The organism is Corynebacterium sp. (assembly GCF_030532195.1).
In the GTDB taxonomy this organism is placed as follows: domain Bacteria; phylum Actinomycetota; class Actinomycetes; order Mycobacteriales; family Mycobacteriaceae; genus Corynebacterium.
In genome coordinates this window covers 101,098-117,904 of the sequence record NZ_JAUNLP010000002.1, presented here as the reverse complement: position 1 = coordinate 117,904, position 16,807 = coordinate 101,098, and the positions used below count along the sequence as shown (strand labels likewise).

Here is a 16,807-nt window from a genome sequence, read left to right as displayed (position 1 = left end):
GGGTTCATGGCTAACTCCTCCTTCGTGCACCTTCATAACCACACTGAGTACTCAATGCTCGACGGCATGGCGAAGATTGATTTGCTGGCTGATGAAGCTGCGCGTCAGGGGATGCCTGCGGTCGGTGTTACTGACCACGGCAATATGTTCGGCTCGAACGCGTTTTATCGGCAGATGAAGTCCAAGGGCATCAAGCCGATTATCGGTATTGAGGCCTATATGGCGCCGGAGAGCCGCTTTAATAAAAAGCGCATTCAGTGGGGTGAGCCGCACCAGCGCCGGGATGATGTTTCGGGCCGTGGTTCCTATCTGCATCAGACGATGCTCGCGGCCAATGCGCAGGGACTGCGGAACCTGTTTTATCTGTCGTCGATGGCATCCTATGAAGGCCAGATTAGTAAGTACCCTCGTATGGATGCAGAGCTGGTGGCGGAGCGTGCCGAAGGCATTATTGCCACCACCGGCTGCCCATCTGGTGATGTGCAGACGCGCCTGCGCCTGGGGCAGTTTGATGAAGCACTGCAGGCTGCCGGCATGTGGCAGGACATCTACGGCAAGGAAAATTACTTCCTCGAGCTCATGGATCACGGGCTCGATATTGAGACCCGTGTGCGAAGTGAGCTGTTGGAGATTGGCCGGAAGCTGAACCTTCCGCCGCTGGTGACTAATGACTGCCACTACGTCACCCGGGATCAGGCCAAGGCGCACGAGGCCATGCTGTGTGTGCAGACCGGTAAGACGCTCAATGATCCGGATCGCTTTAAGTTCGACGGTGACGGCTACTTTATTAAGTCGGCCGAGGAAATGCGTGCTACCTGGGATCATTTGGTGCCGGGCGCGTGCGATAACACGCTGCTGATTGCAGAGCGCGTGGAGGACTACGACGAGCTGTGGGAGGAACACCCGCACGACCGTATGCCGAAGGCCGATGTGCCGGAGGGAGAGACACCGACGACGTGGCTGCGTCACAACGTCATGGAGGGGCTGCGTAAGCGCTTTGAGGGCCGTGAGGTGCCGGAGGAGTACCTCCGTCGCGCAGAGTATGAGATTGAGGTCATTGATGGTAAGGGCTACCCGTCGTACTTCCTCATCGTCGCTGAGCTGATTCGCCACGCCCGTGAGGTGGGCATCAAGGTCGGCCCAGGTCGTGGTTCGGCTGCCGGCTCGCTGGTGGCCTATGCCACGTGGATTACCAATATTGATCCGATTGAGCACGGCCTACTGTTCGAGCGATTCTTGAACCCAGAGCGTCCGTCCGCACCGGATATTGATATTGACTTCGACGACCGTCGCCGCGATGAAATGATCCGCTACGCCGCTGACCGCTGGGGCGAGGACAAGGTCGCACAGGTGGTCACCTTCGGTACGGTGAAAACCAAGCAGGCTCTGAAGGACTCTGCTCGCGTGCAGTTTGGCCAGCCGGGCTACCAGATCGCGGACCGTATTACTAAGGCCCTGCCACCTGCGATTATGGCCAAGGATATTCCGCTGGGCGGCATCGTCGACCCGGAGCACCCACGCTACGGTGAGGCCGCTGAGGTTCGCCAGCTCATTGAGACCGACCCCGATGTGGCTCGTATTTACGAAACCGCTCGCGGCCTCGAGGGCGTGGTCAGGCAGACCGGCGTGCACGCCTGTGCGGTGGTCATGGCATCGGTGCCGCTGATGGACCACATCCCGATGTGGAAGCGCCAGGCTGACGGCGCGATTATCACCGGCTGGGACTACCCGGCATGTGAGGCCATCGGCCTGTTGAAGATGGACTTCCTGGGTCTTCGAAACCTGACGGTGATTGGTGACTGCATTGAGCACATCAAGTCCAACCGTGGCGAAGAAGTGCTTCTCGACGATCTGGAGACCAACGACCCGAAGGTCTACGAGCTGCTCTCGCGCGGTGACACCCTCGGTGTGTTCCAGCTCGATGGTGGCGGCATGCGTGAGCTGCTAAAGCGTATGCAGCCGACGGGCTTTGAAGATATTGTCGCGTCCCTGGCGCTCTACCGTCCGGGCCCGATGGGTGTGAACGCGCACTTCGACTACGCGGATATTAAGAACGGCCGCAAGCCCTACAACACCATCCACCCGGAGTTGGATGAGCAGCTGAAGGAAATCCTGGAAGAAACGCACGGCCTAATCGTGTACCAGGAGCAGATCATGAAGATCTCGCAGAAGCTGGCTAACTACACCGCTGGTCAGGCAGATGGTTTCCGTAAAGCCATGGGTAAGAAGAAGCCCGAGGTGCTGGCTAAGCAGTTCGAGCACTTCGAAGGCGGCATGCTGGAAAACGGCTACTCCAAGGAGGCCGTTCAGACGCTGTGGGACATCATTTTGCCGTTCGCGTCCTACGCGTTTAACAAGTCCCACGCGGCAGGCTATGGTCTGGTGTCCTACTGGACTGCCTACTTGAAGGCGAACTACACCGCGGAGTACATGGCCGCGCTGCTGACCTCTGTCGCGGATGACAAGAATAAGCTGGCCATTTACTTGTCGGACTGCCGCCACCTGGGTATCAAGGTTCTGCCGCCGGATGTCAACGAGTCGGGTATGAACTTCGAGCCAGTTGGGGAGGACATTCGCTTCGGTCTCGGCGCTATCCGCAACGTCGGCCACGACGTGGTCGCGTCGATTGTGAAGACCCGCGAGGAAAAGGGCAAGTTCACCTCCTTCTCTGACTACCTGGACAAGATCGATACGCTGCCGTGCAACAAGCGCATCACGGAGTCCCTGATTAAGGCCGGTGCCTTTGACTCGCTGGGACACCAGCGCAAGGGTCTCGCACTCATCCACGAAGAAGCCATTGACGCGGTGCTGCCCACGAAGAAGGCAGCTGACAAGGGGCAGTTCGACCTGTTTGCCGGCTTCGGGGGTGACGATGAGACGGATGCGGAAAACATTTTCGAAATCCATGTGCCGGATGAGAAGTGGGAGCGCAAGCACGAGCTCACGCTGGAGCGCGAGATGCTGGGCCTCTACGTGTCTGGTCACCCGCTCGACGGTTTTGAAGAGTCGCTGGCCGCACAGACCGATACCGCATTGACCACCGTCGTTGGTGGGGAAGTGGCCAATAACACCGAAATCACCATCGGCGGCATTGTCTCCAGCGTCGATAGGCGCGTGAATAAGAACGGTCAGCCGTGGGCAATCATCGGTATCGAGGACCACAACGGCGCTCGTGTGGAAATCATGGCGTTCGCGCGCACCTACGCGATGATTGCCACCAGCATCGCCGAGGATGCCATCGTGCTGGTCCGTGCTCGCGTACAGTACCGCGATGACCGCATGAGTGTGGTCTGCGATGATCTGAAGCTGCCGGATCTGGGGCGCAACGGCTCGACTTCGGCGCCGCTGCGTCTGACCATGCGCACTGATCAGTGCACGCCGGAGATGATTGCCAAGCTGAAGTCGGTGCTGCTGGATAACCCAGGTGATTCCGATGTCTATCTCAAGCTTGTCGACGGCGACTCGTACACCACGTTGGTCCTCGGTGAGCACCTGCGGGTCGATCGTGATGCCAGCCTGATTGGTGATTTGAAGGCAACAATCGGTGCCAGCATTTTGGGGTAGGACTACGCGGCCCTGATTGTCGCAAGTGCTACCACAACCGAGTAGAGTTCTACCTCATGAGTGAGAATTCTGTACCTGCTGCCCAGCCCGAACGCCGACTTGTCCATGCGGCCGATATTCAGATTGCGCAGGCACGAATTTCCTCGGTCATTGAGGCCACTCCGCTGCAGTACAGCCCACGTCTTTCTGAAGCCACGGGTGCGAAAGTCTTCCTCAAGCGAGAAGATCTGCAGGATGTCCGCTCCTACAAGATTCGTGGTGCCTACAACGCCATGGTGCAGCTCTCCGATGAGGAGCGCGCTGCGGGCGTTGTGGCGGCCTCGGCTGGTAACCACGCACAAGGCGTGGCTTACGCCTGCCGCACTCTCGGCATCCAGGGGCGCATCTATGTGCCAAACCCGACGCCAAAGCAGAAGCGTGACCGCATTGCCTACCACGGCCGTGATGCCGTAGAGATTGTTGTCACCGGCGACTCCTTCGACGAGGCAGCAGCCGCTGCCCGCGCTGATGCTCAGCGCACCGGTGCCACCATGGTTGAGCCATTTGACTCCTTCAACACCATTGTCGGCCAGGGCACTGTGGCTGCCGAGATCATCGCGCAGCTCTCTGGCCGGGGACTGACGCTGGACACCGTTTGCGTCCCAGTTGGCGGTGGCGGATTGCTCTCTGGCGTTACCTCCTACCTAGCGGATATGTCGCCGAATACTCAGGTCATGGCTGTGGAGCCAGCAGGTGCCGCCTGCATGCGTGCCGCCCTGGAGAACAATGGTCCCATCACGTTGGGCCACACCGACCCATTTGTCGATGGTGCAGCTGTGGCACGTTTTGGTGACCTGCCGTGGCACATTGTGGAAGCCAATCGCTCTCGCGTTCACCCGATGGTGGCACCGGAGGGTGCAGTTTGCGAGGCGCTGCTGGATCTCTATCAGAATGAGGGCATCATCGCCGAGCCAGCTGGTGCGCTGTCCGTTGCAGCACTCGAGCAGATGGACTTTGAGCCCGGTGAGGTTGTCGTCTGCATCATCTCCGGTGGTAACAACGACGTGCTGCGCTATGCCGAAATCATGGAGCGCTCGCTGGTCTACCGCGGCCTGAAGCACTACTTCCTGGTGAACTTCCCACAAAAGCCCGGCCAGCTGCGCATGTTCCTCAGCGATGTGCTGGGTCCGGATGATGACATCTCGCAGTTTGAGTACCTCAAGCGCAATAACCGTGAAACCGGTGCGGCGCTGGTTGGCATTGAGCTGCGTCGTGCATCCGACCTTGATTCCTTGCTTACCCGCATGGATGAATCGCCACTGAAATGCCGCCGACTGGTACCTGGCACGCCAGAGTACGACTTTTTGACCTAGACTTGCTTCGTCTATTCGCAGACATCGTCACGATCTGCGTACATGTGAATACTTTTTCAGCAATCTTTTTAACGAAGGGGAGCATGCACCCATATGACTGGGCCAAGCAGTGTTGACCAGGGTGTCCGTGTGGAAAATACAGTAATTGTTGAAATGTGGCTGGCCGCCGCAGAGCAGGACCTGGCCACCCGGATTCCGGGATTGCTGGACTCAGCTACGCAGGCGAAGGTCGAACCGCTGTTTGTCTGGTCCGGCCTGTCCATGGATGAGGTCGAGCGCATCGACCGCTTCCTGGGCACCCTCCTGGCACATCACCTGGCCGGTGGCACGGATGCCGATGTCGAGGCCGCCAAGAAGGTCGTCGATGACCATCCGCTGGTTACTCTCGCGTCGCTGGTGGGACGCGCAGCAAGAGTGGCGTCGGCAAGCGATATGTGGTTGGACTGGCCAGCCGCACTGCAGCTGGACGCGCACGCCGAGTCGACGACGGCGCTTGTTGAACACATCGCAGCAGCAGTCCCGGTGATGCTGGAAAACGCCGGCTTGCCTAACGACGTCGACAGCGACCAGGCCGATGCGGACGACATGCAGCGTGCGGCACAGGTGCTTCTGCTGCACGCGGGTGTGCAGCTGTCGGTGATGCCGCTGATTATCGAGCGCTGTGAAGAGCTCGCTGGTGTCGGTGACCTGACGGAGCCGTCGGCAAATGACCTGGTGCAGGCGCTGTCGAAGGTGCATCCGCAGCTGGAGGATTTGCGCACGGAGATTGCTGAGTCCGAAGATGGCGTCTATCCGCTGGCGCTTCGTCAGTTGGCGAAGTCCGCGCCGCGTCAGGCCCACAAGCTGTTCAAGGCCACCCTCGGCTACACCATTGCAACCGCGGCGGATCCAGCTAACTGGGAGGCTCGCGAGGAGATTGGCCAGCTCGATGCGGGCTTGCCGCCAATGCTGGTGGCCGCAGCGCGCGAGGAGCTGCGACTGCGCCCGGCGGGTACGCCGAATCGTCGTGAAGCAGTCGGCGTGGTGGCGACGACCGGCCGCCCGCAGCTGTACTTCGATGAGCTGACGCAGACCGTCGGCGTGCAGCTGCCGACCCCGGCGGACCCGGCGGGACGTACGTGGCGTGTGACGTTCGGCGGCACGGTTGCCACGACCCCGGTGGTGGGGCTGGAGGATTCCGCGCCGCGCCCGGTGGTGACGATTGATGAGCCGGTGCGCGATGTGCTGGTGGAACTGGGCGAGGACAAGCACTGGCGTGTCCCGGCGATTAGCACAGCGGATCCGATTTTGATTTTCGGCGCCGATGGGCAGTCGGTGACGGATAAGGTCTCGCTGCACTCGACATCCGCGACGGTGGTATACCCCGTCGATGCCACGCTGGTTGACCCAGTTACGGGCGCTGAGGTGCCGATGTTGTCGGACCCGCGTCCATTCAACTGGGAGCTGTGGCAAGTTGTAGAGATTGACTTGCGTGATGTTCACGCAGTGCAGGTTCGTCGCGCTGGTGTCGCCGGCGAGGTGCGTTCGGCCTCGCCGCAGCGCCAGCCTCGCATGACTCTGCCGCATGCTCGTCTTGACGGCACGGTGTCCTCCTACGGCACGCCGGTTTACGCTGGCGGCCCGGTGGCGGTTTTCCCGCCGACGCTGTCTGGCAATGATGAGTCCTGGCGCGCTATTGTCACCGAATTCGGCGGTTACGGCGCGTTTACCACGGACTCTGTCATGGTCTACGACCTTGAGGTGCCAGCCGCCGGCGGCGAGGTCGACATCCTCACCGATGATGACTACCCATGGCTTGGCGAGTTCGTTGTCCGCCTGGTCAACCCACGCGGCCGCAGCTTCCAGAAGCACTTCGCCATTGCGGAGCAGGCCGATCTCACCATCACTTACAGCGGCGGTGGCGATGGCTTCCGCATCCCAACTGTCGATGGGCTGAGCCCCGCCGACATCCGCGTGGTCTCTGGCGACAAGCCACTCGATGCCGAGCCTGCCATTGTGCGCCTCGGCGCGGACGAGCTCACTGGCACACTCGACCTGTCTACCGAAGAGGGCGCGTGGTTGCAGGTGCAGGTCACGCCAGGCACGCTGCAGTTTGAGGTTCCGCTTTCCGACGAAACCGTCGCCCGCCGCACCACAACACTGGTGACCCGCCCGCGACGTATCGATGCCTTCGGCAAGATTGTGGTCAACGCACCAGGTGAGCTGCGCCATGCTCACATTGCCGTTGCCAGCGGTGAGCGCGATATCTGTCGCGTTCCTATCCGCCGTTTTGGTGACACTGGCTTCGCGGAGTTTGGCAAGTTCGCCGACCGAGTGTCCCTGCTCAAGAGCCTGCGCATCAGCCTGGACTGGACGCGCGTCACCGGCCGCAAGCGTCTGTCAGTGCCGCTGGTGGAGGCATCGTCGCGGGATGCCATCCGTCAGGTGGCCTTCAATGATGAAGCCACCGACATCATCGAAATCGATGTCGCCGCTGAAGCAGCGCACCTGCCAATGACACTGTGGCTCTGGGCTGCCGGTGAGCCATGGCGCGAACCAGTCGCACTGGAAGTCATTGAGGGCGAATGCGAGCTTCCCGACGAGCTCCGCGGCCTCGGCCCATTTGTCGCCCAGGTAACCCTCGGTGTGGAAAAGGAACGCCACCCACAGTGGCCAGCTGCAGAATCCGCAATTCTGCACCATGTCGACGATCCGGAAGCAATTGACGTCGAAGCCGAGGACTTTGACCCGGTTGCCTACACCGCTGAGGCCTGGGGAGAGCTGGGCCAGGATCAGCTGGCTCGCCTGTGGACGTTGCTGGCAACCCTGCGTGCAGGCCGTGCCACGTCGATGCCGCAGGCCAACCCACTGCTGTCAGCACCAATGCTGGGTGCCATTTTGTGTGCGCAGCCACGTGGTGGCCTGGCCGCGCTGAACCGCTCGGCCATCGCGCTGGATGATCAGCCGGGTATCTTCATTTCCTCCGGATTGGTGCTGGGTGACTTCAGCGCAACTAAGCCGGTGCCGGGGCGTCGTCGTGTGCCATGGCTCGGCGCATTGGCGGCATTGGCCGATCTCACCGATGAGAGCGTGGACCGTTCGCGTCAGCTGGAATACCTGCGTAAGACCGGTGGCCAGGGGCTGCTGGATATTGCCGCAACCGGCCAGGACACGACGCTGGAGTCCGCCAGTATCGATCAGAGTTCAGTGCAGATTACCGCGCTGCCAGAGGCGCAGGCCAGCGCTATTTTGTCGCAGGTTTTCGACTCCTACCGCATGGTGCCGGGGCCGTTGACCGATGACGATGCTCGCTTCACCGCTATCTACGAAGTGGTGCAAAATCGTGCTGAGATTGTGGAATCCGGAGTGATGACCCGCCTGGCAGCAGCGTCGCGTGTGCTGTTTAAGACGGTGTCGAAGGCCTCGCCACGCTTGCGCAAGGCGGTCAATGTTCGTTTCCACAAGCTTGATGGCATTGACGCTGATGATCCGTCGCTGCACTGGACTCTGGTGCCGGGCACCTCGCTGCTCATTGCCGTGGCAGCCCGTGTGCTGGCGCGCTCCAAGGCGCAGAACCCAGATGTCAGCGATGCGGCAGTCCGCGAGCTGATTCCAATGTGGGCTCAGTTGGCAGACCTGGTCCCGACACTGGTGATGAGTGACATTCTCATTGCCGATGCGCTGGTGGCACATGCACTGCACGGTGATGTCACCACGCTGCCATGGCCAGAGCCGGAAGCAGAGGCCGAAGAGTCGGAAGCCGCGGAAGCTGCTGAGGAAGGGGAAAGCACTGCGGCAGAATCCGATGCCGCTGATGACGACGCGGCCGACGGCGACGTCAAATAGCAGACGGTTTCGCGGTTAGCTGAAAGGTGCCTCGTGCTATGCGACGAGGCACCTTTTTCGTACCTCTTAGCTCAGCGAGATGACCGCGTAGCCCCAGGCCGGCAGTGCAATTTCGGGGCCAGCTGCCTCATCGTTGACGATGCTGGCGGCTGCGTCACCGAAGGTGTGTAGCAGCTGCGCGGAGCCGAACTCCGAGTCGAGGCTGATATTCAGCGCTGCATCGGAGAAATTCGCCACCAGCGCGAGTGTTTCAAAAGCCTCCGAACTGCGAGCACCCACCTCGCGCTCATCCTGGCTGCGCACCATAATCAGGCAGCGCCGATCCTCGTCATACTCGGTAGTCACAGACGCAGACCACGGTGTACGCAGAGCTGGGTGCGTCTTGCGCAGCCCAAAGAGCTCACGGTAGGCGGCGAGAATTTCTGTATGAGGTCCGTCGGCGAGTTCCCGCCAATCCAACTTCGAGCGCGTGAACGTCTCCGGTGCAGAAGGATCGGCGACCTCCTTCGGATTCCAACCTGCTCGCGCGAATTCACGGAGGCGTCCCTCGCGAGTCAGGCGCTGCAGTTCTGGGTCTTCGTGCGAGCAGAAGAACGCAAATGGGGTAGAGGCACCCCATTCCTCACCTTGGAAGAGCATCGGCGTAAACGGGCTGCAGGCGATGACTGCGGCCTTGAGCACCTGCTGCGCCGGAGTCAGATTCATCGACGGACGGTCACCGACGGCGCGGTTACCCGTCTGGTCATGTGTGGTGGTGTAGGTGACAAAAGCGTGCATGGGCTGCACTGACAGGTCGAACGGGCGGCCGTGAGTGCGGCCGCGGAAGGTCGACATCGACCCCGAGTGCCAGAAGCCGGTCTCCAACGCAGTGGCGAGCGCTTCCACCGAACCAAAATCTGCGTAGTACGCGTGGTCTTCACCAGAGACCAACGTGTGCAGTGCATGGTGGACGTCATCATCCCACTGTGCGTTGAGACCAAAGCCGCCTGCTGCACGCGGGCGCACCAAACGGGGATCATTCTGATCCGACTCGGCAATCAGCGTGCGTGGAATGCCGGTTTCCGCAGCGACAGTGTCAGCGACAACCTGCATCTGTTCAAGGATGTGGAACGCGCCTTCATCATGCAGCGCATGGACGGCATCCAAGCGCAGACCATCAATGTGGTAATCCATCAACCACTGGCGCACGGCATCGAGGATGAATGCTCGGACTTCATCGGAATTATCGCCAGTGAGATTGACGATTTCGCCCCAGCCAGTTGCGCCACCTGCGGTGTAGGGGCCGAAGAAGCCCGCATAGTTGCCATCCGGGCCGAAGTGGTTGTAGACGACATCCAAAATCACAGCCAGGCCCTTGCGGTGGCAGGCATCCACAAGTTCTTGCAAGCCCCGCGGGCCGCCGTAGCCCTCATGGACGGCGTGCCATGAAACGCCGTCATAGCCCCAGTTGCGATCACCGCCGAATGGCTGAACCGGCATCAGCTCAATGTGAGTCACGCCGAGTTCCACCAAGTGATCCAGGTGCTCCACCAAACCTGCGAAGTCGCCAGCAGAACTAAACGTGCCCACGTGGAGCTCATAAATCAGGCCACCGGGCAGGATACGACCCGTCCAGGAAGAGTCCTTCCACTTGTAATCAGCCAAGTCGATGACCTCGGAAAAACCGTGCGGGCCATCCGGCTGTGACTGTGAGCGTGGATCAGGCAGCGGAATAGTCCAGTCACCAACGTCAGGGGCGTCGGTTGCGTTCGCAGCTTCGTCGTCAGGCGCGCCGTATCCTGCATGTGCCCGCAGCGAAAACGCGTAGCGATCCCCGACATTGCGCGCGACATCCGCCTCAAACCAGCCGGAGTTAGCGCCATAGCCATCGGAGGCATCGGTCATCGGATGCATGTCAAAAATCGCCGGCGCGCTGGGATCTCCCAGCAGCAGACGAGCTTCAGAAGCGTACGGTGCCCAGACTCGATAGTTGCTCATGACACCCATCGTAGGTCAGGTGACGGATTGAGACAGGGGAATAAACCGACAGCAATTGGTTGTGCGGCACTGCCATGCGCCACAATGGAGACCATGACCTCCGCGCCCGATTCCCCGATTACAGCAGGCCAAAATCAACGCGACATTGAGTTGCTCGTACCTGCCGACGGTGAGATCTTCACCAACGAAATCGAGATTAAGAAATCCCGATTCATTACCTGGATCGCGCGTGCCGACGACGAGGATACCGCCCGCGAGATTATCAACCTGGCCAAATCGGAATTCCCCGATGCCCGGCACCACTGCAGCGCATATATCCACGAGGTTCCGGATGGTAATCGGGTAGAGCGCTCCTCCGACGATGGCGAGCCCAGCGGTACTGCAGGGCGCCCCATGCTCGACGTGCTGCAGGGCTCAGGCCTGACCAATATCACTGCAGTGGTGATTCGCTACTTTGGCGGAATCAAGTTGGGCACCGGGGGATTGGTGCGGGCATATTCGGATTCCGTCGCGGAATGTCTGGAACAAGTAAAGCGTATGCGCAGGGTTCGTCGAGTGCTGCGGCTGATTAGCGTGCCAGCGGCCGATGCCGGGCGCATCGAGGCAGAACTTCGCGGGCGCGGTTACGAAATTGTCGAGACCACGTGGGGCGAAGACGTGGAGTTCGCCATCGCAGTGTCGGTCGATGAAATAGAACAACTCGACGGTGAGATGCAGGCGCTGACCAAGGGTGCCAGTGAGCCATCCCGCGACGGCGGCGAAATCTGGTGGGAGCTGCCTGCGTAGTCCCAGTGTGACTAGTTTAAGCGACTAGTTTAGAACGGTTAGCTAACAGCTTGCTCATAAGCGTCTGTGGCGTGAGCTTAGTCGTGGGCGGGCTTGTCGTCTTTTCCGTGCGCGCCACGATGGCGCTGGAGAATCTCGACAAGTTCATCCTTGTTTTCTGCAATCTTGTCTGGCGAACCAAAGACACACACGGCCGCGACAGTGGCACCATCTTCTTCAACAGCGATGGAGACACCATCGACGCCGCCGCCTTCCGCAATGCCGGGAGCAGCACACACGCCAGTTTCGGCGATCTCACCGGCATGGCGGAGGAAGTCGTCCACGTAGGCCTGATCCTCCGGGCGCGCCGAGTTCAGGTAAGACCACAGCTCTCGCTTTTCAAAGCGGCTCATCAAAACCCAGCCAGCGGAGGTGCGCAGCAGTGAACGCGGCAGGAAGTTTTCCGTGAGGTACTGGTAACGCATTGATTCGCCGACAGTTTTCAGATAGAACAGCTTGCCGCCGACCGGCAGCGCCAGGACGGTGATGAGACCAGTCTCATCGTGAATGGCCTCCAGCTCTGCAGTCGGCACATTGACCATGCGGCGACCTGCCATGACATTGAGCAGAAATGGCGCCATGCCAAGGGTGTAACGCTTGTTGGACTCATCGAGATAGCCTGTGGCGGTGAGACCGTTGACAAGGCCCTGCGTGGTACTGAGCGGATAGTTCAGCGTATGGGCAATGTCTGTTAGAGTCAGGCCTTCGTTGGAGCGGGCGACGAGCTCGAGAATCGCAGCAACGCGGTCGACCATGCGGTGGCGGGGGCGCACAGTTTCTGTCATAGGGCTTACCTTAGCAATGTAACTACGCTATTGCGTTAATTGCCTACCTAAATAGGAAAAATAGGAGGTCGGGGGATTAGCGTTAGCCAATTGTAGAACATCGAAGCGAATGATTAGCAGTCACGTACGCAGTAGCGAGCTGGAAAACGCATGCCTTTTCAAGTGTGAGTACATGCGTCTTCAAGAGAACATTTAGTATGTAATCCATGAGCAATCTTCAGCCCCGTTCGCAGAACCCCATTGAGCTTCGTAAGAATGCCGTGCGCAAGTACAGCCGCAATGCCGTCATCTGGGTCGGTAGCGGTGTCGTTGGCGGTATCGTCTTGGGCCTGCTGGCCAGCGATATCTGGCTGTTTGCCATCCTCGCACTGATTGGTGCCGTCGGTGGCTTTATCAATTGGAATAAGGTGCAGCGGATTGTCAACTACAAGGATCCGCAGTAAGTGTCAGCTCAGCAGGAATTGTCCACCGAGCCGGTACGCATTGACGCTTGGATTTGGGCTGTACGGCTTTTAAAGACGCGGGCACTGGCGGCGGAGGCCTGCCGCGGTGGGCACGTCAAAATTAATGACGAGGCTGTCAAACCCGCAGCGCTGGTCGTGCCGGGGGACAAGGTCCGGCTGTGGGCAAATCATCGCGAATACATCGTGGAAGTAACGCGCACCGTGAAAAAGCGCGTCGGTGCCCCGGTTGCTCGGCAGTGCTATATCGACCACTCGCCGCCGCCACCGGCACCCGAGATCGCCGCATCGATGCCGAGGCGCGACCGTGGTGCAGGACGGCCTACGAAGAGGGAGCGCCGTCAGCTCGATCGTCTTCGCGGGCGTCGTTCTTAGCCTTTTTCGATTTCTTCCCGCCAGGCTTAGGAACTGGTGCTTCCAAAACACCGGCATCTGCCATTTGCTCTAGGCGGGCGCGCAACCGTGGCGGGCGACGCTGCGGATTATGACCCGTGGCAGCAGTGGCATCAATGTGCTGCTGGCCGCGCGCTGCGAGTAACAGGTCATCGATGACACGGACATGACCCGGGTTGAACCGGTATTTCATCGCCTTGTTGACGGCCTTGAGCCGCTGCGGACTCAGCAACTCACGCAGCTGGCCGACTGTAGTAATGCCATTGAGCTCCAACAGTTCCTCGGCCCAGTCATAATGCTCAGACTTCGAGCGCGGAGAATCCGGCAGCAGCATGGTCAGCACACCGGGGAGGGTCTCCTCTGTGAGCACAATGTCATCGGCATTGCTGCGCTCCGGAAACTCCGCATCCTTGGTGTGGGCTGCAGAATCATCTGGAGTGGATTCCTCCAACACCGCCACAACCTGGTCAAACTGCTGGTCAGCCAGCTCGATGAGCCCGGCTGCCAGCGCAAACGCACGGTCAATCCGAGGATCGGTCGCACCTTCAGGTGCCTTGTAGCGAATATCGTGCTCAAACTCCGCCCACGCATGCTGCAGCACGGTGCGCAGCTGCACCTCAAATTGCATTCCCACATAAGGTGCCAACTCTGCCGGACCGGTCGGGGAGACCTTGCAAATTAAGTGCTGCGAGCCATAGCCCAGCCGACCGCTAATGCGCGTCTCGGCTGTCTTATCAATCGTGCGAACCACCGTCAGCGAATCCCCGAGGGCATCCATGATCTCCGGAATCTCCGTGGAGTGGTACGTGGTCACACGCACGCCGATGATGTCGTGGACATCTTCCCACGGGTTCGGGTAGATGTAGTTGCCCTCGGCATCACGGCGCAGCGCTTTAATCCGCAAAGAGCGAAAACTTTTCACGCGTGCCGTGACGTTGTCGAAGGCAAGGCCTGCTTCCGAGAGGATTTCCTTAATTGCATCGACGAAGTCCTGCGCTGCCGTGGGGTGGCGTGTCACCCAGGAGTCATAGCGAGATTGCAGCGCGCGAGTGACTTTCCGATCTTCGGCCAGTTGTGCCTTGCGGGATTTCTCGCTGGAGCCGTCGCTAAGCGATGTGCCCATCTGATTAGTCCTGATTAGTCGTCGTCATCCTCGCGCACCAGCAGCGCGACCGGGAAGCTGCTAAAGACCGATGCCACGGCAATGGTTCCTGACCAGGTGTTTCCGGTAAAGCGGTCAGTCCAGAAGCCCTCAGGCAGCGTGACGGTGGTGTCACCCCAGCCGCCTTCGCGCTGCAGTCCCAGTGGGCGGCGCGTCACAAGCGCGATGATGTCCTCCGGCTCGCCCTTAGGCCCACGCGCCGAACCGACCAGATGACGCTCGCCCTCGCCGACAGCGAAAACCGGCTGGTAGGTGCCGCCGACGAACGACTCCGGACGCTCCGCGCGAAGCTTCACGCCATGATGAGTCACCATGAGCTTTGCGACGTCAGCATCGGCATCCGTAAAGCCCTCCGGCAATTCAGCCGGACGTTCGGCGGAGGCCGTCACCGGGGTAACTTCCTCGCGGACAACCTGGCTCAGCGCCTTTGCCCGCGCGTCGTAGTCGATGAAGCGGCGGTTGTCCGGATCCACCAGGGAGTCTTCCCGGAACTCCGTGCCCTGGTAAGTGTCCGGGATGCCCGGTCCAACCAGCTGAAGGAGCTTGCGCGACAGGCTGGTAGTCAGGGCAGCGGGCGCAATGGAGCGGACGAATTCTGTGATGGGCTCGGTCAGCGGGCCGTCGAGAAGCGCGTCGATCCAACTGCGGATGCCAAGCTCAAACTCCTCGACCGGCTCGGTCCACGAGGTGTGGACATCGGCTTCGCGGATGGCTTTTTCGGCGTAGGCGTGCAGGCGCTGGCGGAGCTCTTCGGTGATGACACCGTCGGTTGGCCAGACGCCAATGATGTTCTGCAACAGGAAGTAACCAGTGGCATCATCTGGAGCTGGGGTAATGGCCATCCAATTGCGGACGTGCTCTGTCCAGTCACCCGATACATCCGACAGCTGGAGGATGCGGGCGCGGACGTCTTCACCGCGCTTGGTGTCGTGGGTGGACAGCGTGGTCATGGTTCGCGGCCACAGGCGAGCGCGCTCCGACTGCAGCAGGTGGAATTCGGCAGCCGACATGCCGTAGCGACCGAGGTCACCGCCGACTTCATTGAGACTGATTAAGCGGCACGCGCGGTAGAACGTAGTGTCCTCCACTCCCTTGGCCATCACGGCACCGCAGACCTGCGCGAAACGAGTGGCGGCCTCGCCGCCGGCGATGAGGCCGGCAGCAATGAGGTCGAGTGCGAACACGCGGGAGGGGAAGCGCGCGGCCATTTCACCGATGACCGTGGAGGTCACGCGGGATAGGGAAACGTAGTCCGAGCGATAGACCGGAATGGCGGCAACAAGGCTGCAGATGGTGTCAATCAGCACGTCATCGCTTACACTCGTGCCGCTAATGGACCAGTTATCACGGCGCAGCGCCCTGGCTAGACGACGCACCTCCGCAGCCAACTCGCCAGCGGCGACATCGTGCTTAAGTGCCTGAACAGTTGCCTGAACTGCGGTCTTATCCCAAGTGGAACCAGATTGCTGCAGAGCCAGCATGCTCATGGCATCGCGGGATTCGCGGTTGACAAAGACATTGTCGAACTCACGCAGGGCATCGTAGCCAGTCGTGCCGTCGACCTGGAGCCTTGGATCCAGTGGCTCCTCGGCGCCGAGAATCTTTTCGATGACCAACCATTTGTCATCGCCGAGCAGGCGGCGCAGTTCGCGGAGATACCCGAATGGATCGCTCAGGCCATCTGGGTGGTCGACGCGGACACCGTCAATAATGTCGGCTGCCAGCAGCTCGCGGATAATTCGGTGGGTGTGCTCAAAGACCACTGGGTGTTCCTGGCGAATACCGGCCAGGCCGTTGACACTGAAGAAGCGACGGTAGCCAATGATTCCGTCCTTCCAGTACATCAGGCGGTATGCCTGACGGTCATGAACTTCCTGCGGCGTGCCATTTTCCGTGCCCGGGCGCACAGGGAACTCATTGTCGTAGTAGCGCAGCACTGGCTCGTCGCCAGAGGTATCCACCTCGAGCTTGTCCACGTCCTCCGGTGCGCCCAGAACAGGAAGGCCCATCTTGCCATCCGCACCGTTGTCCTCGTGCCAGTCAATATCAAAGTAGGGCTCAAACTGAGAGTCCTTGCCGTAGGTCAGGACATCCCACCACCAGGCATTGAGTTTGGGCTGCTCCACGCCAAGGTGGTTTGGCACGATATCGATAATGATGCCGAGCCCGGCCTTGTGAGCGACCTTGGCTAGCTCCTGCAGGCCTTCGATGCCGCCGAGCTCTGGATTCACGGTCGTCGGATCAATGACATCGTAACCGTGGTTCGACTCCGGTACAGAGGTCAGAATAGGGGAGAGATACAGGTGCGAAATCCCGAGATCTGCCAGGTAGTCAACCTGCTCAGCTGCATCAGCGAAGGTGAAAGCTCGGCCCTGCGGATCGGCTTTCGGGCCACGGAGTTGAAGACGGTAGGTGGACGTAATTGGTCGGCGACTCATGCTCCCCTTTATACCGCCCACCCGG

General features: G+C 60.2%; 10 protein-coding genes. 6 read left to right on the top strand and 4 right to left on the bottom strand.

Annotation, left to right across the window (positions count from 1 at the left end):
- Window positions 1–6 precede the first annotated feature (6 nt).
- The 3 genes from dnaE (at window position 7) to Q4E11_RS03335 (ending at window position 8,741) form a co-directional block, all read left to right on the top strand.
- Window positions 7–3,564 carry a DNA polymerase III subunit alpha gene (dnaE, locus tag Q4E11_RS03345; protein ID WP_303163668.1) on the top strand — a complete coding sequence of 1,186 codons (3,558 nt, stop codon included), beginning with the start codon at window positions 7–9 and terminating at the stop codon, window positions 3,562–3,564.
- Between the two features lie 56 nt (window positions 3,565–3,620).
- Window positions 3,621–4,916 (top strand): threonine ammonia-lyase IlvA, encoded by a 1,296-nt coding sequence (gene ilvA, locus Q4E11_RS03340; protein ID WP_303163667.1) that lies wholly within the window; start codon window positions 3,621–3,623, stop codon window positions 4,914–4,916.
- Between the two features lie 93 nt (window positions 4,917–5,009).
- On the top strand, window positions 5,010–8,741 hold the full coding sequence (locus Q4E11_RS03335; RefSeq protein WP_303163666.1) for a hypothetical protein: 3,732 nt from the start codon (window positions 5,010–5,012) through the stop codon (window positions 8,739–8,741).
- Between the two features lie 66 nt (window positions 8,742–8,807).
- On the opposite strand, the gene treZ is transcribed toward Q4E11_RS03335, so the two are convergent.
- Entirely contained in the window at window positions 8,808–10,727 is a 1,920-nt protein-coding gene (gene treZ / locus Q4E11_RS03330; protein WP_303163664.1) for a malto-oligosyltrehalose trehalohydrolase, read from the bottom strand.
- Window positions 10,728–10,811: 84 nt separating this feature from the next.
- On the opposite strand from treZ, the gene Q4E11_RS03325 reads away from it, so the two are divergent.
- Entirely contained in the window at window positions 10,812–11,504 is a 693-nt protein-coding gene (locus Q4E11_RS03325) for a YigZ family protein (protein ID WP_303163663.1), read from the top strand.
- A 77-nt stretch (window positions 11,505–11,581) separates the two neighbouring features.
- On the opposite strand, the gene Q4E11_RS03320 is transcribed toward Q4E11_RS03325, so the two are convergent.
- Window positions 11,582–12,328, bottom strand: a complete 747-nt coding sequence (locus Q4E11_RS03320; RefSeq protein ID WP_303163662.1) for a helix-turn-helix domain-containing protein — start codon at window positions 12,326–12,328, stop codon at window positions 11,582–11,584.
- Between the two features lie 206 nt (window positions 12,329–12,534).
- On the opposite strand from Q4E11_RS03320, the gene Q4E11_RS03315 reads away from it, so the two are divergent.
- Both Q4E11_RS03315 and Q4E11_RS03310 read left to right on the top strand, forming a co-directional pair.
- Entirely contained in the window at window positions 12,535–12,771 is a 237-nt protein-coding gene (locus Q4E11_RS03315; RefSeq protein WP_303163660.1) for a hypothetical protein, read from the top strand.
- Complete coding sequence (locus Q4E11_RS03310) at window positions 12,772–13,164, top strand: RNA-binding S4 domain-containing protein (RefSeq protein ID WP_303163658.1); 393 nt, start codon at window positions 12,772–12,774, stop codon at window positions 13,162–13,164.
- Here Q4E11_RS03310 and Q4E11_RS03305 read toward each other — a convergent pair.
- Both Q4E11_RS03305 and treY read right to left on the bottom strand, forming a co-directional pair.
- A complete protein-coding gene (locus tag Q4E11_RS03305) occupies window positions 13,112–14,305 on the bottom strand; it encodes a GTP pyrophosphokinase family protein (protein ID WP_303163657.1) in 1,194 nt (397 codons plus the stop codon). The genes Q4E11_RS03310 and Q4E11_RS03305 overlap by 53 nt on opposite strands.
- 14 nt (window positions 14,306–14,319) lie before the next feature.
- Window positions 14,320–16,782: a malto-oligosyltrehalose synthase gene (treY, locus tag Q4E11_RS03300; protein ID WP_303163653.1), complete on the bottom strand. Its 2,463-nt coding sequence runs from the start codon at window positions 16,780–16,782 to the stop codon at window positions 14,320–14,322.
- Window positions 16,783–16,807: the final 25 nt, after the last annotated feature.

What these genes read in the sequence shown, in the direction of transcription:
- dnaE (WP_303163668.1), top strand. Translation starts at nt 7, where the DNA reads ATGGCTAACTCCTCCTTCGTGCACCTTCATAACCACACTGAGTACTCA.
- ilvA (WP_303163667.1), top strand. Translation starts at nt 3,621, where the DNA reads ATGAGTGAGAATTCTGTACCTGCTGCCCAGCCCGAACGCCGACTTGTC.
- Q4E11_RS03335 (WP_303163666.1), top strand. Translation starts at nt 5,010, where the DNA reads ATGACTGGGCCAAGCAGTGTTGACCAGGGTGTCCGTGTGGAAAATACA.
- treZ (WP_303163664.1), bottom strand. Translation starts at nt 10,727, where the DNA reads ATGGGTGTCATGAGCAACTATCGAGTCTGGGCACCGTACGCTTCTGAA.
- Q4E11_RS03325 (WP_303163663.1), top strand. Translation starts at nt 10,812, where the DNA reads ATGACCTCCGCGCCCGATTCCCCGATTACAGCAGGCCAAAATCAACGC.
- Q4E11_RS03320 (WP_303163662.1), bottom strand. Translation starts at nt 12,328, where the DNA reads ATGACAGAAACTGTGCGCCCCCGCCACCGCATGGTCGACCGCGTTGCT.
- Q4E11_RS03315 (WP_303163660.1), top strand. Translation starts at nt 12,535, where the DNA reads ATGAGCAATCTTCAGCCCCGTTCGCAGAACCCCATTGAGCTTCGTAAG.
- Q4E11_RS03305 (WP_303163657.1), bottom strand. Translation starts at nt 14,305, where the DNA reads ATGGGCACATCGCTTAGCGACGGCTCCAGCGAGAAATCCCGCAAGGCA.
- treY (WP_303163653.1), bottom strand. Translation starts at nt 16,782, where the DNA reads ATGAGTCGCCGACCAATTACGTCCACCTACCGTCTTCAACTCCGTGGC.